14 protein-coding genes are annotated in these 17,230 nt (G+C 66.1%); 5 read left to right on the forward strand and 9 right to left on the reverse strand.

Annotated features, from left to right (window positions below):
- On the forward strand, positions 1-126 hold a 126-nt coding region (locus KVF89_RS18715; protein ID WP_257427650.1), incomplete at its 5' end, for an SDR family oxidoreductase.
- Positions 127-963: 837 nt separating this feature from the next.
- The gene (locus KVF89_RS18720; RefSeq protein ID WP_257427635.1) at positions 964-2,781 is read left to right on the forward strand and encodes a sigma-54-dependent Fis family transcriptional regulator; all 1,818 of its coding nucleotides are present in this window, start codon (positions 964-966) and stop codon (positions 2,779-2,781) included.
- Positions 2,782-2,938: 157 nt separating this feature from the next.
- Here the strand turns inward: KVF89_RS18720 and KVF89_RS18725 are convergent, their stop codons facing one another.
- The 8 genes from KVF89_RS18725 to KVF89_RS18760 all read right to left on the reverse strand — a co-directional run bounded on the left by KVF89_RS18725 (position 2,939) and on the right by KVF89_RS18760 (position 12,990).
- Positions 2,939-3,964 carry an acyl-CoA dehydrogenase family protein gene (locus KVF89_RS18725; protein WP_257427637.1) on the reverse strand — a complete coding sequence of 342 codons (1,026 nt, stop codon included), beginning with the start codon at positions 3,962-3,964 and terminating at the stop codon, positions 2,939-2,941.
- Positions 3,961-5,097, reverse strand: a complete 1,137-nt coding sequence (locus tag KVF89_RS18730; protein WP_257427639.1) for an acyl-CoA dehydrogenase family protein — start codon at positions 5,095-5,097, stop codon at positions 3,961-3,963. Before KVF89_RS18730 ends, KVF89_RS18725 begins: the two co-directional genes overlap by 4 nt.
- Positions 5,094-5,870, reverse strand: coding sequence for an enoyl-CoA hydratase-related protein (locus KVF89_RS18735; RefSeq protein ID WP_257427640.1), 777 nt, complete (start codon positions 5,868-5,870; stop codon positions 5,094-5,096). Before KVF89_RS18735 ends, KVF89_RS18730 begins: the two co-directional genes overlap by 4 nt.
- A gap of 194 nt (positions 5,871-6,064) precedes the next feature.
- Complete coding sequence (locus KVF89_RS18740; protein WP_257427641.1) at positions 6,065-7,513, reverse strand: aldehyde dehydrogenase family protein; 1,449 nt, start codon at positions 7,511-7,513, stop codon at positions 6,065-6,067.
- Entirely contained in the window at positions 7,510-8,616 is a 1,107-nt protein-coding gene (locus tag KVF89_RS18745) for a zinc-binding dehydrogenase (RefSeq protein ID WP_257427642.1), read from the reverse strand. Before KVF89_RS18745 ends, KVF89_RS18740 begins: the two co-directional genes overlap by 4 nt.
- A gap of 106 nt (positions 8,617-8,722) precedes the next feature.
- The gene (locus KVF89_RS18750) at positions 8,723-9,589 is read right to left on the reverse strand and encodes an SMP-30/gluconolactonase/LRE family protein (RefSeq protein WP_257427643.1); all 867 of its coding nucleotides are present in this window, start codon (positions 9,587-9,589) and stop codon (positions 8,723-8,725) included.
- Between the two features lie 52 nt (positions 9,590-9,641).
- Positions 9,642-11,246, reverse strand: a complete 1,605-nt coding sequence (locus KVF89_RS18755) for a long-chain fatty acid--CoA ligase (RefSeq protein WP_257427644.1) — start codon at positions 11,244-11,246, stop codon at positions 9,642-9,644.
- A 124-nt stretch (positions 11,247-11,370) separates the two neighbouring features.
- Positions 11,371-12,990, reverse strand: coding sequence for a flavin-containing monooxygenase (locus KVF89_RS18760; RefSeq protein WP_257427646.1), 1,620 nt, complete (start codon positions 12,988-12,990; stop codon positions 11,371-11,373).
- A gap of 276 nt (positions 12,991-13,266) precedes the next feature.
- On the opposite strand from KVF89_RS18760, the gene KVF89_RS18765 reads away from it, so the two are divergent.
- Both KVF89_RS18765 and KVF89_RS18770 read left to right on the forward strand, forming a co-directional pair.
- Positions 13,267-14,343 (forward strand): alpha/beta fold hydrolase, encoded by a 1,077-nt coding sequence (locus tag KVF89_RS18765; protein WP_308212729.1) that lies wholly within the window; start codon positions 13,267-13,269, stop codon positions 14,341-14,343.
- Between the two features lie 195 nt (positions 14,344-14,538).
- The gene (locus tag KVF89_RS18770; RefSeq protein ID WP_257427647.1) at positions 14,539-14,718 is read left to right on the forward strand and encodes a hypothetical protein; all 180 of its coding nucleotides are present in this window, start codon (positions 14,539-14,541) and stop codon (positions 14,716-14,718) included.
- A gap of 79 nt (positions 14,719-14,797) precedes the next feature.
- On the opposite strand, the gene KVF89_RS30600 is transcribed toward KVF89_RS18770, so the two are convergent.
- On the reverse strand, positions 14,798-15,010 hold the full coding sequence (locus KVF89_RS30600) for a DUF167 family protein (protein ID WP_372497940.1): 213 nt from the start codon (positions 15,008-15,010) through the stop codon (positions 14,798-14,800).
- 495 nt (positions 15,011-15,505) lie between these two features.
- On the opposite strand from KVF89_RS30600, the gene KVF89_RS18775 reads away from it, so the two are divergent.
- Positions 15,506-16,714, forward strand: a complete 1,209-nt coding sequence (locus KVF89_RS18775) for an IS481 family transposase (protein WP_257427649.1) — start codon at positions 15,506-15,508, stop codon at positions 16,712-16,714.
- Positions 16,715-17,230: the final 516 nt, after the last annotated feature.

Raw genomic sequence — 17,230 nt, forward strand, 5'->3', positions numbered from 1 at the left:
ACACCACTCGGCCGGATGGGCACGCCTGAAGAAATCGCCTACGGCGCGCTCTTCCTCGCCTCCGACGAATCATCCTTCGCAACAGGATCCGAACTCGTCCTCGACGGCGGCTACACAACCCAATAGGTGGCCGATCAGCCACATCCGGTAGGCCTCCCCGCCGAACCGATGCTGTGGTCGGTGAGCGTGCGGGCCCAGGTACCCAACGGGGCCCGCTGCGCTGCGCTCTTGCCGACTCCCCACACTGCTGAATGGGTTCGAACCAGGCGGGCGTCCGGTCAGCACCCGTGGTTCCTCCTCTACTAGGAGGCCACCATCGCGCGGAGGTCCACAGGAGCCGGGGGCGATGCTCAGGCGCTCTTGATCGTGGCCGCAATTTGCGGGCGTCCTCGTCTTGCCGGGTCCAAGTATCTGCTCTACCTCGCCCAGACCGCGACGTGGTCGCAGCGGTGACGCGTCGAGCGTGTGCGCTACCGAGCGACGCCGCCCGGCGTCGCTTGAGGCGTCAGCAAGGATGCCGTGGCGCGGGTCCTCAGGCTCGATGCGCCCGTTCTGCCGGATCTGACGCGTGGTGAGCAGTAAGTTGAGTTCCAGACGAGCTCGGCGATGTCCCGCCGAAGTACATCGAGCTTCCGGCGGGCTGCATCTCGATTACGGGTTCCCCGCACTTCTCCCAAGAGTCCCGCGTAAAGGAGTTGGGCAACGGAGGAGCGAGTGGGTTGACCGCTCTTACAGTGCTTGAAATGGGACACACCGGCCGGAAGTAGGCCGTACCCGTGGGCTGACCATGGCCCTCAAGGTGGAGGAAACGGGGCTCGAGCCGGACCCTGGTGTGCGTGCCCTGATGAGTTGGGCTTTGTGCTCTCGCCAAGAGTCGCCAGGTGTCTCACAATGAGACGTACTTGAATCCCCTAGACGGCGCACAGTGGGGGCGTCAAGAGACGCTCGTCACATAATGGAGGCATGGCCTTGTCGATGGGGATACTCGCCGCGGATGACCCGGGCGCAGATGTGCGGCCGATTATCGCGCGGTCGTGGTTGAGGTCCACCGCATGCGGTGTGGTTCAAGCCTCAGAGCTGCGGCTTCCCTACGACGAGGACATCGATGACGACAGCCGGCTCATCAGGACGGCTCAGCCGGTGCTGGAGCGTCTCATGGCCACGATGTCCGACACGCGGTACAGCCTGCTGCTCGCCGATCCGGAGGGGCGGCTCATCCACCGCTGGGTGGGAACGAAGTCGCTGTACGGGCCGCTGGACAATGCGAGCATCGCTCCGGGATTCGGTTTCGCCGAGGAGCATGCGGGCACCAACGGGGTCGGGACCGCGCTGGAAGAAGCGCGCGTCGTCACGGTCAACGGCACCGAGCATTTTACCGAAGGCCTGCATCCCTTCGCCTGCGTCGGTGTGCCGATCCGCAATCCCATCCGGGGAAACATTGAGGGGGTCTTGGACTTCAGTTGCTTGTCCAAGGAGTTCAATGTGCTGATGACTCCGCTGCTGGTGGAGGTCGGCAAGCACATCGAGACCAGATTCGGCCAACAGGCCTCGGCATCCGAGGCGGCCTTGCTGGAGTGCTTCGTACGGACGTCTCGCCATCATCGCGGACCTGTGGTCGGTATGCGGCCGAACGTGTTCCTCTCCAACACGGTCGCTGCGGAGCAGATCAGCGCTACCGACAAGGCGGTCCTGTGGGACGTGGCCAGCACGTACGCACGGCGTGGCCGTCGCGACGGTGTCGTCGAGCTGTCCACTGGGCGGTATTCGTTCCAGATCGCCGTGGACGCCGATGGCACGGAGCCGGGCGGTGGAGTGGTGCTCAGCCTTCGTCCGGAGACCGTGGTCCAACCGCCCAGATCTCTATCGGGGTCTCCTCGGCCGCTCGTTCGGCGTCCGGCCAGTCGCCCTTCTGCCCTCCATGGGGAGCCATATCGCGCCGGACGGGAGACGTTGGCCAACCCCTCGCCGCCCAAGTCGGGGCGCAGTCCGCAGTGGAGGAAGTTGCTCGACCGAATGGAGGCTCTGGCCCGGGTCTCCGAACCCGTCGCGTTCACCGGCGACGACGGATCGGGCAAGCTCTGGGCGGCAAAACGTCTCGCGGCCATGCGTGGCGGCGGTGTGCGGATTTTTGATGCCGAGCTCGAGCGAGGAGCGTGGCAAGGCACGCTGATCGATCGTTGCCGAGGCGCCCTTGCCGCGGGTGAGTCGGTCATCATTCGCCGGATCGACAGACTTACCGTTCCAGTCCGGACGGAGCTGGGTGACCTGGTCCGTCATTCCGAGGAGCAAATGAGGTTGACGGTCACCTGTACCGAGGATCCCCGGGACACGGTGGTTCGCGCACTTGCTGGGTTCGCCCATCAACTCTGGATTCCCCCGTTGGCGCAGCGACTGGACGACGTCGTCGACATCGTCCCGCAACTCTTGGCGGAACTGGAACCCGACCGGGTGATGACCTGTGCGCTGCCTGCTCAGCAGGTGCTGATGCGCTACTCCTGGCCAGGCAACGTGACCGAGCTGCGCGATGTCCTCGCCGCGGCGCTGGTCGAGGCGAAAGGCGATCAGATCGAGGTCGCGGACTTGCCGGCGTGGCTGATGAAGCGCGCACACCGTCGGCAGCTGACCCCCTTCGAGCAATCTGAGCGGGATCTCATCATCGATGCGCTGGCCAGTGTCGGAAACAACCGGGCAGAGGCGGCCCGGGTGCTCGGTATCGGCCGCGCCACGCTGTATCGCAAGCTCCGGGCACTCGGTATCCCGCACGGACCGGAGTTGACCTGACGGTCTAGAGCCGTTCGCGGCCACGTCGGTGCCGACCGGAGCCGTGGCTGCATCGCCCGGCCAACAGCCGTTGCCGCCCCGACAGGACAGTGATTGGCGTGGCTCGGCCGGGCTGCACTCCTTGAGGCAGCCGCGATGTCGCGCCTGGCAACGGGCGTCAGCCGGCGATGAGAGGCCACAGCCCTCCCGGGCCCGCGGCCGCCGCCGCTGCGGCGAGCCGTCGATCCCAGTAGCCGACGGACCCGAACTCGCCGCGCCAGGCGAGCGCGGCGCGGGTGAAACGGTGGAGGTCGTGCTCGAGCGCGGTACCGATGGCGCCGTGGACCTGGTGGGCATTGCGGACCACCGTGGTCGTGGCGTGACCAGTGCATGATCTGGCGACCGCGACTCGGAAACCGAGATCATCGGTGGACCACTCGTTCTGCACCGCGGCCACGAGTGCCACCTCGGTCGCGGCGCGTGCCAGTGCGCTTTCGGCCGCCATGTCGGCGATCAGATTCTGCACCGCCTGGAACCGTGCCAACGGACGGCCGAACTGGCTGCGAGTGGTTGCGTGCTCGCAGGAGAGCATCAGCGCGCGGTCCAGCGCGGCGGACACCTGGATGGCGCGGGTAAGGGCACCCTTCAAGTGATACTGCTTCACCAGGGTGTCGTCGATCGGCGTGCCCCTCAGTGACACGGTGTCGACCGTTACGCGATCACGCGGCTCGCCCACCAGGTTGGCGCCGGGGATGATCTCGTCGAATGCGGATACGTCGACATCGGCGACCAGCCAAGTGTCGGCGGAGCGCCACAGGGTCACGATGCTTGCGGCGGTGCTCGCCCACGGAACCGCGCGCGCGACACCTGAGGAGTCGAGTTCTGCGACGGTGCGCAGCCGGTCGTCGACCGGGAGCGAGGCCGCCTCGAGCAGTGCACCGGCGAGCAGGTCGTGCTCGGCGAGCGGGATCCGGACTCCGGCTCCTGCCGCCGCGGACAGCAGCTCGGCTGCCTCGAGCCAGCCAGCCGCACTGCCACCGGATTCGGCCGAACCGGTGAGCCGGGAGAGTCCGAGCTCACTCAGGCTCTGCCAGAATGCCGGGTTTGGTGTGCCGGCGGAGTCCTCGCCGGTCGCCGCATGCGCCGCGAACACAGCGTGCATCATGGTCGACAGGTCGCTGTCGACGCCTGGAATGGTCGTCATCGCAGTCCCAATCCCCGCGCGACCACACCGCGCAGCACCTCGTTGGTACCCCCGCGGAGGGTGAAGCCGGGGCGCTGGTCCAGTCCGGCGTTCACCAACTCCCGCCATCCGGCCTCACAGGCAGTCTCGTCACCGCTCAGCAGAGAGGCGGCTTCGGCGATGTCGCCCTCCGTGCTGGTGCCGAGCACCTTGACCACCGCAGCCGCGACATCCGCCGGCTCGCGACGCTCGAGCGCACTGGCCACCGCCGCCGACATCTGATGGAGCCCGGCGATGCGTCCTACCAGCCGCCCAAGGTCGGGTACGTCGTCCATCGCAGTGAGCTGCGTCAGCAGCGGGAACGTCGACAGGAACCGCTCGGGGCCGCTGCGCTCGAAGGCCAGCTCGGATGTCACCTGCTCCCAGCCCTCGCCGATGGTCCCGAAGACCTGGGTGTCCGGGACGAGGACATCGGTGAGAAAGACCTCGTTGAAGTGGTGGGACCCGCTCATCGAGATGATCGGCCGGACGTGCACACCGGGTGAGTCCAGGTGAATCAGGAACTGGCTGAGGCCGGCATGGCGATTCGCGGGATCGACGGGCGAGGTGCGTACCAGGGCGATGAAGGCGTGGGCGCGGTGTGCACCGGAGGTCCAGACCTTCGACCCGTTGATCAGCCAGCCGGCGTCCGTCCTCGTCGCGGTGGAGCGGACACTCGCCAGATCCGAGCCGGCGTCGGGCTCACTCATGCCAATGCCGAAGAAGATCTCGCCACGCGTGATGCCGGGCAGGTACCTCTGCTTCTGCTCCGTGGTGCCGTACTTGAGCAGTGAGGGCACGATCTGGCGGTCAGCGATCCAGTGCGCCGCCACCGGAGCACCACCGGCCAGCAGCTCCTCAGTGACCACGAAGCGCTCGACGAACGAGCGGTCGTGGCCGCCATACTCTGCCGGCACGGTCATGCCGATCCAACCCTGCGCGGCGAGTGCCCGTGTGAAGTCCTCATCCCACGCGGAGAGCCAGCAGTCGACGCTGGGCCGGTAGTTTCCGGCCGAGCGCTGCTCGGCCAGGAACCGCCGGACCGCTCGACGCAGGTCCGCGGTGCCCACGGCATCTCCGGTGGTGGCCGGGACGAGCCGGGTCAATCCGCTCACTTGCTACGCCACCTGTCCAGTCGCTGCTCGTGCTCGGGGTCCAGGTGCGCGAGTGGTTGCATCGCGGCGGCCATGCCGAGCACCGATTCCAGTGCGCCTGTGCGGGACTCCTGGAGCAGCCGCTTGGCCATGCGAAGCGACTCGCTCGGGTTCGCGGCGATGCGCTCGGCTATCCCGGTTGCGGCGCTGATCAACTCGTCGTGAGGGGTCAGGGTGCTGACCAGGTTCCATTCCTTCGCGGTGGCGGCGTCGATCCGTTCGCCGGTGAGGGTCATCAGCGCAGCGCGCTCGTAGCCGATGGCGCGCGGCAGGAACCAGGTTCCGCCGTCGCCGGGGATCAGCCCGATCGAGACGAAGCTCTCGGCGAAGACGGCACGGTCGGAGGCGACCCGGATGTCGCACATCATCGCCAGGTCGCAGCCGGCGCCGATGGCGGGGCCGTTGACTGCGGCGATGATGGCGACCTCGAGCCGTTCGAGCGCCCGGGGGATGCGCTGGATCGAGTTGACGTAGGCCCGTCGCTGATGGCGTGGGTCGAGTCCGAACATGCCCTGCCGGTCGGCCATCTCCTTGACGTTGCCGCCGGAGGAGAAGATCTTGCCCGCGCCGGTGAGGACGATGGCACGGGCGTTCAGGTCCCGATTGGCTTCATCGACGGCCCGCTCGAATGCTTCGATGAAGTCCGTACCGGTGATGGCATTGCCGATGTCTTGGTTGTCGATGGTCCACGTCTGTACGTGCCCGGAGGTGGTGATGGTCAGGGTGGGTTTCATGTTCGGCTGCTCTCTTCAAGTGTCCGAATCGGCTGGAACGAGCCAGCGGCCCGATGTTGTTGGAACAAGCCGGGTCCCGGTTCGGGATCGATCTTCTCGGTCATGTTGCGAACCTCGGCCATGGGGGATCGAACGCCCGGGCACGTTGTCACTCATGGTGGTCTTGGTCCTTTTCGGTGTCCGTTGTGCAGTGATCAGGAAGGGAGTTGCAGCGACTTGATCTGCAGGTACTCCTCATAGCCATAGGAGCCGAGCTCGCGGCCGAAACCGGAGTTCTTATAGCCCCCGAACGGCGCTCGCGGGTTGTACGCGCCGCCGTTGATGTCCATCTGCCCGGTGCGGACACGCCGCGCCACCGCGATCGCCCGGTCCTGGTCACCGGACCAGACCGCGCCCGAGAGCCCGTACGGAGTGCAGTTCGCGATCCGAACGGCGGCGTCGTCGTCCTCGAACGGAAGGACCACCAGGACGGGTCCGAACACCTCCTCCTGCGCGATCTCGCTCCTCGGGTCGACGTCGGCGAGGATGGTGGGGGCCAGGAAGTAGCCGACCGGCAGCACCTGCTCCGAGCCGCCGGTGACCACGCGGGCGCCTGCGGTCCTCGCGCGGTCGATGAAGCCCCGGACGGTCTCGAACTGGGAGGCGGAGGCCGAGGGTCCGATCCGCGTCGAGGGGTCGGTGGGGTCGCCCACTGTGAACCTGGCGGCGGCTGTGGCGGCGAGGTCGAGGGCCTCGTCGTAGCGGCTTTGAGGCACGAGCATCCGGGTCCAGGCCATGCAGGTCTGTCCACCGTTGAGGAAGGCGTTGCTGACCCCGACCTTCACCGCGGTCGCCAGGTCGGCGTCGTCCAGGATGATGTTGGCCGACTTGCCGCCGAGCTCGAGGGCGACCTTGCTGACCGCTTTGCCGGCGAGTTCGGCCACGCGAGCACCGGCACTGGTGGAGCCGGTGAAGGAGACGAAGTCGACCTCCGGATGCGAGGCGATCGCCTCACCGACCACACGGCCTGGGCCTGACACCAGATTGACAACGCCGGGTGGGAGATCGGCATCGGCGAGGGCGTCGAAGAAGGCGAACACCGACAACGGTGCCTCGTTGCTCGGCTTGAGCACGATGGTGCAGCCGGCCGCGATCGCGGGGACGAGTTTGGCCACCACCTGGTACAACGGATAGTTCCACGGGGTGATCGCGCCCACCACGCCGTAGGGTTCGCGCAGGATCAGCGAGTTGCCGATCCGTTCTTCTGCGACCGGCTGGTCGAGGACGTCGAGGATGCCGCGGGCCACAGACAGCGGCACCTTCGTCTGAACACCATCGGCGATCCGGGTCGGGGCACCCATCTCCTCGGTGATCAGGGCGGCGATCGTGGGCAGGGCACGCGTGGTGGCCTCGATGACGCTGAAGACACGGCGCCGGCGTTCGGTCAGGTCGACATCGGGATCGAAAGCCCGGCGAGCGGCGGCCACGGCGGCGTCAACATCGGCGGCGGTGCCATTGGGGACGTGGCCGATCACTTGCTCGGTGGCCGGATTCACCACCTCGATCACCCCACTTGCCGCGGTCGGATCGACCCAATGGCCGTCGATGTAGAGCTGGTTGCGTTCGTGCATAATCTTTTCGCCTCTGTCCTTGGATGGGTTCACATCACGATGCTGGCGCGGACGTCGCGCTTGCTCTCCGCGGCGGCGAAGGCGTCGTTGATCTGGTCGAGGGGGTAGGTGGCCGCCCCGAGCCGGGAGAGCGGGATCTTGTGCTGCCATTCCTCGAGGAAGGCCAGGGCGCGTGAGAGCACGTCGGGCTCGTAGAGCGACACCCCGATCATCGTCTTGTTGCCGAAGACGAAACGCGATGGGTCGAAGTCGAACGTCCGACCTATGTTGATGTTGCCGATCTCCACGTAGCGGCCGTGCATCGCGAGCATCTTCAGCCCCTCGTCGATGGCGGCAGGGATGCCGACCACTTCGACGACGACGTCCGCGCCCCGGCCGGAGGTCCAGCTCCTTACGCGCTTGGCCCGGTCCTTGGCCTCGGTGACGTCGGTGAGATCGATGACGTGGTCAGCGCCGAAGGCGGTGGCGAGTTCCAGTCGCTCGGCGACGCCGTCGATCGCGATCACGGTGCGCGCCCCGCGCGCCTTGGCGACCGCGACCGCGTAGAGACCGAGTGCTCCGGCTCCCTGCACCACCACGGTCTCGCCGAAGGTCTGGTTCGCGCGTTCCAGACCGTACATGACCTGGGACAACGCGCAGTTTGCGCCGGACGCCAGCTCGTCGGGGACTGAGTCGGGGACCTGGTAGAGGGTTGCGCCGGCTGGCAGGAGGAAGTAGTCGCCGTAGCCGCCGACGAAGTGGGGGGGCTGTTCGGCGTTGCCCAGCATGGCCATCGAGAGCTGTTCGCAGGCGGTGCGCTGGCCGCGTAGGCAGTAGTGGCACCGGTGGCAGGAGAAGAAGTAGGGGAATACCACCCTCGTCCCCTCCTGCAGCGGGCGGCTGTCGGAGTCCGCGGAGACCCCGTCCCCGAGCGCGGCGATCTTGCCGACCATCTCGTGGCCGAGCACGGTGGGCAGCTGACCGCCGAGTCCCTTGGTGTTGAACGCGCCGTGCCAGGCGTGCAGGTCAGAGCCGCAGATGTTGGTGCGGATTACCTTGATGAGGATCTCGCCCGGGCGCACCTCGTCGAGGGTGGCGTCGGTGAGGGTGAAGGGCTGGTTGGGTGCGTCGAACCGGGCGATGCGGCCGGTAAACATGGGGGTCCTCTCGGATGGTCGGGAGACTTGGTGGAGATGGCCGCACTGCGGAGCCCTCTCGGGCTCCGTCGACCGGACAGCTGCACTCAGATGGACGGCGGGTGGCTCAGTTGGCGCCGCGTCGCCCGACGCTTGCGGTGCGGACGTATCCGGCGGACTTGCCCTCCGCGAAGTCGGGCAGGGTGGTGGCGTTGGTGATCAGGTACAGCACGTCGTTGTCAGGTCCGCCGAAGGTGGCGGCGACAGCCCAGCCGTCCGGGACGAGGATCTGGTCGGTGATCTTCCCGCCCTCCTCGACCCGGTAGAAGCCGCTCTCCGGGCCTTCGGTCAACGCGTTGCCGTACCACACGCCGCCGTCGGAGTCGACCGTCATGCCGTCTGGGCTGTGGGTTTCGGGAAGTTCCGCCCAGGTCCGGTAGTTGATCAGGGTGCCGTCGGGCTGTCGATCGTAGGCGGAGATCTTGTGCGCGAAGGTCTCCGAGAGCAAGAAGGTCTTGCCGTCGGGGTGCAGTTCCGCGCCGTTGGGGAAGAGCACGTCGCCGGGCGCGGTCGAGACCTCGCCGTCCGGGGTGACGTGGATCAGATTGGTGGGGCGCGGCTCTGCGCCGCCGGCCAGGTCGAAGCCGAAGTTGCCGATGTAGGCGTGCCCGTCGACTACCCGCATGTCGTTGGCGTCACCGCCGCAGAAGGCGGCCAGGTCGGCGTGGACGGTGGTCGTGCCGTCGGCCGCTCGGCGGAGCAGCTTGTGGTCGTGCTGAGACACGATCAGCATCGAGCCGTCAGCGAGGAAGCCCAAGCCGGAGGGCGACGTGGGCACGTCTGCGATCTTCTCCCAACTGCCGTCCTTGGGGTCCATGACGATGACCCGGGTGTTGAAGAAGTCGCTGAGGTAGAGCCTTCCGTCGTGATAGCGCGGTGACTCCAGGAATCCGTGGCCGCTGCTGAGCTCGTTGAACTTGTGGTCGGTGGGCATGTCGTTCTCCTTGATTCCGAATGGCTGGGCTGTGTTCGGGTGGGGCTGCGGTTCACAGGAACTCGCTGCGGAGCCGCTTCTTGTCGAACTTCCCGACGCTCGTCTTGGGCAGTTCGTCGATGACTTCGAACCGGTCTGGGACCCAGAACGATGGGAACCGCTCCTTCAGATGGGCCTTGAGTTCATCGACGGAGACCTCCTCGGCCACGACGATGAAGGCGACGGGTCGTTCGATCCACTTCGGGTCCGGCGCGCTGATCACCGAGGCCTCGACGATCTTCGGGTGGCCGATCAGCGCGTTCTCCAGTGCCACCGAGGAGATCCATTCGCCGCCGCTCTTGATCAGGTCCTTGGCGCGGTCGACGATGGTGAGATAACCGTCGGGTGTCATCGTGGCGATGTCACCGGTGCGGAACCACCCGTGGGAAAAGCTTCCGGCCGAGCGGACGTCGTTGTAGTACTCCCGGATCACCCACGGCGCCCGAACGAGAACCTCGCCGGGTGTGTTCCCGTCCCACGGGGCCTCCTTCTCTTCGTCGTCGACCAGCTTCACCTCCACCATGGGCAGCGGTTGCCCTTGCTGGCTGAAGATCTCGAAGCGCGCGTCCTCATCCAGGTGCTGGTTTGCGGTGGTCAGGCCGCAGAAGGTGAGGACCGGTGAGGCCTCGGTCATCCCCCAGGCTTGCGTGACGTGAATGTCGTGGTGCTGCTTCCACCACTTCATCTCCCCGATCGGTGGCGCCTGACCGCCGAGCCACAACGTGTGCAACGACGAGATGTCGTACTGCCCAGGGGACTGCTCTAGAGCGCGGCGGATCAGCATGCCCACGGTCACCGCCCCGACCAGGACGGTCGGCTTCGTGTGGTCAATGATGGCGAGATAGTCAGTGTCCACGGGATGATCGCCGGGCAGCACGATGGTGGCCCCCTGCAAGACACAGGCGAACGGCATGCCCCATGAGTTCACATGCGAGAGCGGGGTGACGAGCATGTACCGCTCGGCCTCGCTCACACCGATCGTGCCGGTAGTGCAGAGCCCCAGTGCATGGAGCACGGTGCTGCGATGGCTATACACCACACCCTTCGGATCGCCCGTGGTGCCGGAGGTGTAGCACATCGAGGCCGCCGTGTTCTCGTCGAGGTCGGGATACTCGTACGCCTCGGGAGCCGCGGCCATCAGGTCGGCGTAGGAGTGAACCGGCACCGGAAGAGTGCTCTCTGCTGGAACCGGACCATTGAGCTGAATGATGGCCCGGACGTTTGCCAGCCGGTCGCGGAGCCGCTCGAGCAGCGGAAACTGGTCCTTGCTCACGAGCAGGACGGTGTCCTCGGCATGCGCGATGATGTAGGCGATCTGCTCGTCGGACAGCCGGGTGTTGATGGTGTGCAGCACGGCGCCCATACAGGGCACGGCGTAGTAGGACACGAGGTGCTCGGCGGTGTTCCAAGCCAGCGTCCCCACCCGGTCGCCGCGCCTGACGCCGAGGTCGGTCAGCACGTTCGACAACCTGCGGGCCCGGCGACCAAGTTCGGCGAGGGTGAACGTGTCGAAGCCGTCGTCGGTGCGGGCGATGACATCCTTGTGCCCGTAGAGGTGTTCAGCGCGCCACAAGATCGTTTTGATTTGTAGCGGCGTATCCATCATCAGGCTCTGCACGGTGCGGCTCCTTGTGTGGATGGTCGGCAGTTACGGTGGCCGGTCCGTGGCGAGACCAAGATCCCTTGATGGTGCCCGGAGATACGGGGTGAAGCCGCCGGTGACGGCTTCACCCGCGCGTGAATCAGGCCTTGACGAACTCCGGGTATCCGTTGGCTGCGGAGGTGTTGACCTCTTCGAGGTAGGCGGGCAGGCCGGCCGGCCACATCAGCATCTGCACCTTTTTGCCGGGGATGTTCGCGGCCATGTACCACGAGGCGGCCCGATCGAACAGCGCCAGCTCGCAGACTGCGTCGATCTTCTGCTGCCATGTCTGCTCGGCCTCGCCGGTCGGCTCGATGCGGGTCACGTCACTCGTGAGGAGGTGGTCGACGAATCCGACGATCCAGTCGCCCTGCGCCTCGGCCGCGGTCGGACCATTGCAGAAGCCGGACGGGCTCTGGGGGCCGTAGACGAACAGCAGATTGGGGAATCCCGCAGTGGCGGCCCCCAGTGCCGTGTGAGCACCGTCGGCCCACGAATCTGCGACCGACTGTCCTTGGCCATTGCGGATGTCGACGGCGGTGATGCCACCGGTGACGGCGTCGAAGCCGGTGGCCAGGGCAATGATGTCGAATGCGTGCTCCACCCCATCTGAGGTCACGATGCCCTTGGCGGTGACGTGGTCGATCGGGTTCTCGCGGAGGTTGACCAAGTCGACGTTGTCCTGGTTGTAGATCTCGTAGTAGCGCTGCTCCAACGAGGGTCGCTTCACCCCGAACGGGTGCGGCGGATCAGTCGGGGCCAGGTCCTCCCACAGCTCCTTGTTGTTGATGCGCTGGCGGGTCTTGTCCCGCCAGAAGTCGTAGAAGGCGCGGTTGCTGTCTTCGTTGAAGAAGATGTCGTTGAAGTTCCCCAGCCACGGCACGAAGCCGCCGATCTCCCACATCCGCTCGAACTCGGCGTCCCGCTCCTCGGTGCTCACGTCGGGCACGCCCTTGTCGAGGAAGTCGAAATCGAACCCGGCGAAGGTGGTGTTGCGCTTCGCCATCCGATCGGCGTAGGTCGCCTTCTCCTTGGCGTTCTCCTCCTCGGAGATCTGGCGCTGACACATCGGTAGGGCGATCATCGGGGTGCGCTGGAAGACCGTGACCTGGCCGGCCACGGGCGCGGACTCCTGCGCCACCTGCACCCCGGAGGCACCGGTGCCGATCACGGCAATGCGCTTGCCGGTGAGGTCCACTCCTTCCTGCGGCCAGCGCGCGGTGTGGTGCGCGATGCCTGCGAACGACTCCAGGCCGGGGATCTCGGGGACGTAAGGCTTCGAGCCGAAGCCCGTGCACATCAGCAGATAGCGCGTGGAGATCTCGCGGATCTCGTCGGTCTCGGAACTCTCGGCGGTCACCACCCAGCGCCGCGAGTCCTCGTCGAATCGGGCCGCGGTGATCCGGGTGTTGTAGCTGATGTCCTTCGACAAGTTCAACTTGTTGTCAACGTGCTGGAAGTAGGCGCGAACCTCTGACCAGTCGGGGTACAGCTCCGAGAAGTTCCAGTCACGCCACAGCTCCGGGTCCGAGAACTGGTACATAGGGCCCCAGGTGTCCACGCGGGCGCCGGGGTAGCAGTTCCAGTACCACACGCCGCCCAGCCCTGCGGCAGACTCCACGGCGTGCACGTTGTGCCCCCGCTTGCGCATCTCGTTCAGCTGGTACAGGCCGGCGAATCCAGCGCCGACGATCAAGACGTCACGTTCTTCGGTGCTCACGGGCGGTTCCTCTCGTTGCCGGTTCGGCTATGGCACAAGATGATTGCTGCGTTGATCGCGATCAGGTTGTCTCATTGGGAGACACCCGCCTCGACCTGTCCACAAAGGGCGGAGCGCTCGGTAGTTCTCGCCGGTTGCGGACCTTTCATCGTCTTGGAACTCGAGTCCTGGTTGCCGGTCTGGCTCGCCACGGCGTCTCATAGCGAGACACGTTCGGCGAAGGTGGACCGGGGCAGGCTGGTCACGAACGTCACCAAGCCCTCAAGGAGGCCGACCGTGTCCATCGAGAACCCCTTCTACTCCCCGGAGGCGCAAGGACCGTACGAGATGCACTCCATCGGTCGCTTCGACCTGGAAGAAGGGGGGGTGATCCCGGACCTGCGACTCGCGGTCGCCACACGCGGCAAGCTGAACGCCGACAAGAGCAACGCGATCCTCATCCCGACGTGGTTCTCGGGCACCCACCAGACCTGGGACCAGATCTACATCGGTGAAGGGCACGCACTCGACCCCGAGAAGTACTTCATCATCGTGGTGAACCAGATCGGCAACGGCCTATCGACTTCGCCCCACAACACCCACGACCCGTCGATCACCATGTCGAAGTTCCCGAAGGTGCGTATCAGTGACGACGTGCGCGCCCAAGAGCAACTACTGCGAGAGGTGTTCGACATCGAGAAGTTGGCGCTGGTCGTCGGCGGTTCGATGGGCGCCCAGCAGACGTGGGAGTGGGCCGTTCGCTTTCCCGACAAAGTGCTCCGGGCAGCCCCCCTTGCCGGCACCGCACAGAACACCCCCCACGACTTCCTGTTCACCCAAACGCTGCTCGATGCCATTACCAGCGACCCCGGTTTCGCAGGCGGCGACTACGCCACCCACCTCCAGGTGCAGGCTGGTCTGGCCCGTCACGCCGACATCTGGGCTGTCATGGGCCTCTCCACGGAATTCTGGAAGTCAGGATTCTGGAAAGACATCCCGATGCTCAACGGCGAGACCACCGATGACTTCACGACATTCCAAGCCGGTTTCATCCGCGCGCTGTTCCAGCTGATGGACCCCAACGCGTTGCTCGCCATGGGCTGGAAGTGGCAGCGGGGCGACGTCGCGCGAAACACTGGCGGTGACCTCGCAGAAGCCCTGGGTAGAATCACCGCCAAGACCCTCGTGATGCCGATCGACCACGACATGTTCTTCCCTGTCGCCGACTGCGCCGCCGACCAACAGCTCACCCCAGGGAGCGAACTGCGGGTGCTGCCGTCGATCGCCGGCCATCTCGGACTGTTCGGCTTCGAGCCGACCTACGTCGAACAGGTCGACCGGAACCTCGCCGAGCTCTTGGCGGCCCCCATCTGAGTCCCTGCGCCGTCCTGACCTGATGACCCCTTCGGTCAAGCTTGAGGGTGGCCCGGACACGTGGCGACACACAGCGCGAGCAACGCGACCCCGGTGGACTCCTTTTGCACCTCCTGCATCCGTCGACAGCTCTGACGTCGCCCGCCGCGCAGGACCGACACGCCTGCCGACCGCGGCCCACCTAGCACAGCCAGCGTGAATTTGACCACCACTCGGGCGAACCGACGCGGCGTCGTCCGTAAGGTTGCTGCAGTCCTGGTCGCCAACGGACCCGGCGATATTCGCGTCCTGCTGGCCGCCTTCAACGCCGACCTCGACGACCTCGACGACCAGCTGAGCCCGAATTCGCACACGCGTGGACAGAGCCAGCCATAGGCACGTGAGCCTCGCCAGGCCCGAGCAACGCCCGCTCGTCGTCCTCCGGGTTTGATGCGTGATGCCCGCCGGCCACGATTCAGACAACCCTCGCAGGCACTCCCAAGGCAGCGGCAAGTGCGGCAACGACCGCGGCGTTAGCCTTGCCATCTATCGCGGGCGCCGTCACTCCAACGGCAAGCACTGGCGGGTTCTCGGCGCCGTATCGACCCCCACGCGCGTGACGCGCGCCTTCGGGGTGACCCGGACCACGACGCGCATGCCCACATTGTGCCCCGGTCCCCCACGGCATCGAACCAACGGACTTATTGGCTCGCGAACCAGCGAGGGCGTACCTCTCGGCAACTTGTCGACGTGAAGCTAGGTGACATCATCCGGGGCCGGGGAGATCTTGATGGGGCATTGACCAGCCCATGCAACCAAGCAGCGCCGCAGTCCGCGTGAAATTGCTGGGACATTGACCCAATCATTTGACCACGGATGCCCTGAAATGCGGTCCATCCACGCTCAGCTGCGTCCGCGCACGTCCAGCTCGGTCCAGGCTCGTGTAAGTCGTCTCGTGGCCCAAACGGGCCTGAACACCGCGATCGCTGCTGCCAAGTGCTCACACGGGGTTGTGTCGAGAACGCCAGAGGCGGCTCCCGGATTCCTCCTAAAACCGCCTCTGACCTGGTGTTTCTCTTTGTAGCGGGGGCAGTGTGCTGGTTCAGGACATCCCGGACACATGTCTCACGACATGCCGGACTGATGTCTCACGACATCGACGAAAACCCCTCGAGCCTCAACCATGCCGAACTCCGGGGCATCAAAGGCCCGCCTGGTCATCACCGCCATCACCCTCGAGAACCGCACCGTGGCCGAAGTCGTCGCCGACTACGGCGTATCGAAGTCCTGGGTCTACGAGTTCTTGGCCCGCTATCGGGCCGAGGGTCAGGACGCTTTCGAGCCCCGGTCGCGACGACCGCTGACCTCACCGCACGCGACGCCGGCAGCGACGGTCGAACTGATCCTGCGGCTCAGGAAGCAGCTACGCGAGGCCGGGTTGGACTCCGGCGCCGACACCATCGAGTGGCACCTGGCCCATCGACACCAGATCACCGTGTCCCGCGCCACGATCCACCGGATCCTGACCAGGTCCGGCGCGGTGACACCAGAGCCGTCCAAGCGACCAAAGTCGTCCTACCTACGGTTCGAAGCAGCGATGCCGAACGAGACCTGGCAGTCCGACTTCACCCACTACCGGCTCACCCACCCCAACGGCCGGCCCGGCGCCGACGTCGAGATCATCACCTGGCTCGACGACCACTCTCGCTACGCCCTACACGTGTCGCCACACCAACCGGTCACCGCACGAACCGTCCTCGAGACCTTCCGACAGGCCGCTGACCTGCACGGATACCCCGCATCCACGCTCACCGACAACGGCATGGTCTACACCGTGCGACTCGCCGGCCGCGGCCGTAGTGGCGGCCAGAACTCCTTCGAAGCAGAGCTCCGGCGACTCGACATCATCCAGAAGAACTCCCGGCCCTCACGGCCCACCACCTGCGGCAAGGTCGAGAGATTCCAACAAACGATGAAGAAGTGGCTTCGCGCCCAGCCTGCCCAGCCGACCACACTGCCCGAACTGCAAACACTCCTTGACGCCTTCGTCGAGGAGTACAACCACCGGCGGCCGCACCGATCCCTACCCCACCGAGCCACCCCGGCGACCACCTACACCACCCGGCCGAAGGCCACCCCGCATGCGGACCGCAACAGCGACGCCCACGACCGCACCCGCCACGACATCGTGTCGACCGCCGGCAACGTCACCCTGCGTGTCGCCGGCCGACTCCGCCACATCGGCGTCGGACGAACCTACGCCCGAACCCGCGTCATCCTGCTCGTCCACGACCTTCACGTCCGGGTCATCAACGCCGCCACCGGCGAACTCCTCCGCGATCTCATCGTCGATCCCAGCAAGGACTACCAGCCCAAGAACCCACCCAAATGACAAACAGCCGAACCTGCTTTCGCAGGTCCGGCTGTCCGCGATGTCCTGAGACATCACAATTGTAGCGGGGGCAGGATTTGAACCTGCGACCTCTGGGATACACCCGCAGTACATTGAGCGCCTGTCGTCGCTTGACGCCATTTGACAATTCTGGCGGCTGACCAGCGAAAATGCCTGACCCATGACTTCACGCTTTGACACTGGCTGACTCGGTTTGCGGATAAATCCGCCCACTTTCCGCCCACCTTCAAGTCTCTCCGGCTCCCCCCACGGGTGGGAACGGACCTCGTACGGCTGTCCAAGCTCTACCCAGCCGTGGACCGCGACAAACCGCAGCGACGAAGTCCCATTGTCAATGGCCACCACTGCACCGGCGGGGGGGGGGGGGGGCCGGCGCGGGCCCGGCCGGCCGGGGCGCGGGCGGGGGGGGGCGGGGGGGGGGGGGGGGGGGGGGGGGGGGGGGGGGGGGGGGGGGGGGGGGGGGGGGGGGGGGGGGGGGGGGGGGGGGGGGGGGGG

Origin of the sequence: Nocardioides carbamazepini (assembly GCF_024614185.1) — a bacterium.
GTDB lineage: Bacteria > Actinomycetota > Actinomycetes > Propionibacteriales > Nocardioidaceae > Nocardioides > Nocardioides carbamazepini.

Bases quoted from the DNA above. Each gene is read 5' to 3' on its own strand.
- KVF89_RS30600 (WP_372497940.1), bottom strand. From the start codon at position 15,010: ATGCCGTGGGGGACCGGGGCACAATGTGGGCATGCGCGTCGTGGTCCG.
- KVF89_RS18775 (WP_257427649.1), top strand. From the start codon at position 15,506: ATGCCGAACTCCGGGGCATCAAAGGCCCGCCTGGTCATCACCGCCATC.
- KVF89_RS18745 (WP_257427642.1), bottom strand. From the start codon at position 8,616: ATGTTTACCGGCCGCATCGCCCGGTTCGACGCACCCAACCAGCCCTTC.
- KVF89_RS18720 (WP_257427635.1), top strand. From the start codon at position 964: ATGGCCTTGTCGATGGGGATACTCGCCGCGGATGACCCGGGCGCAGAT.
- KVF89_RS18750 (WP_257427643.1), bottom strand. From the start codon at position 9,589: ATGCCCACCGACCACAAGTTCAACGAGCTCAGCAGCGGCCACGGATTC.
- KVF89_RS18725 (WP_257427637.1), bottom strand. From the start codon at position 3,964: ATGACGACCATTCCAGGCGTCGACAGCGACCTGTCGACCATGATGCAC.
- KVF89_RS18735 (WP_257427640.1), bottom strand. From the start codon at position 5,870: ATGAAACCCACCCTGACCATCACCACCTCCGGGCACGTACAGACGTGG.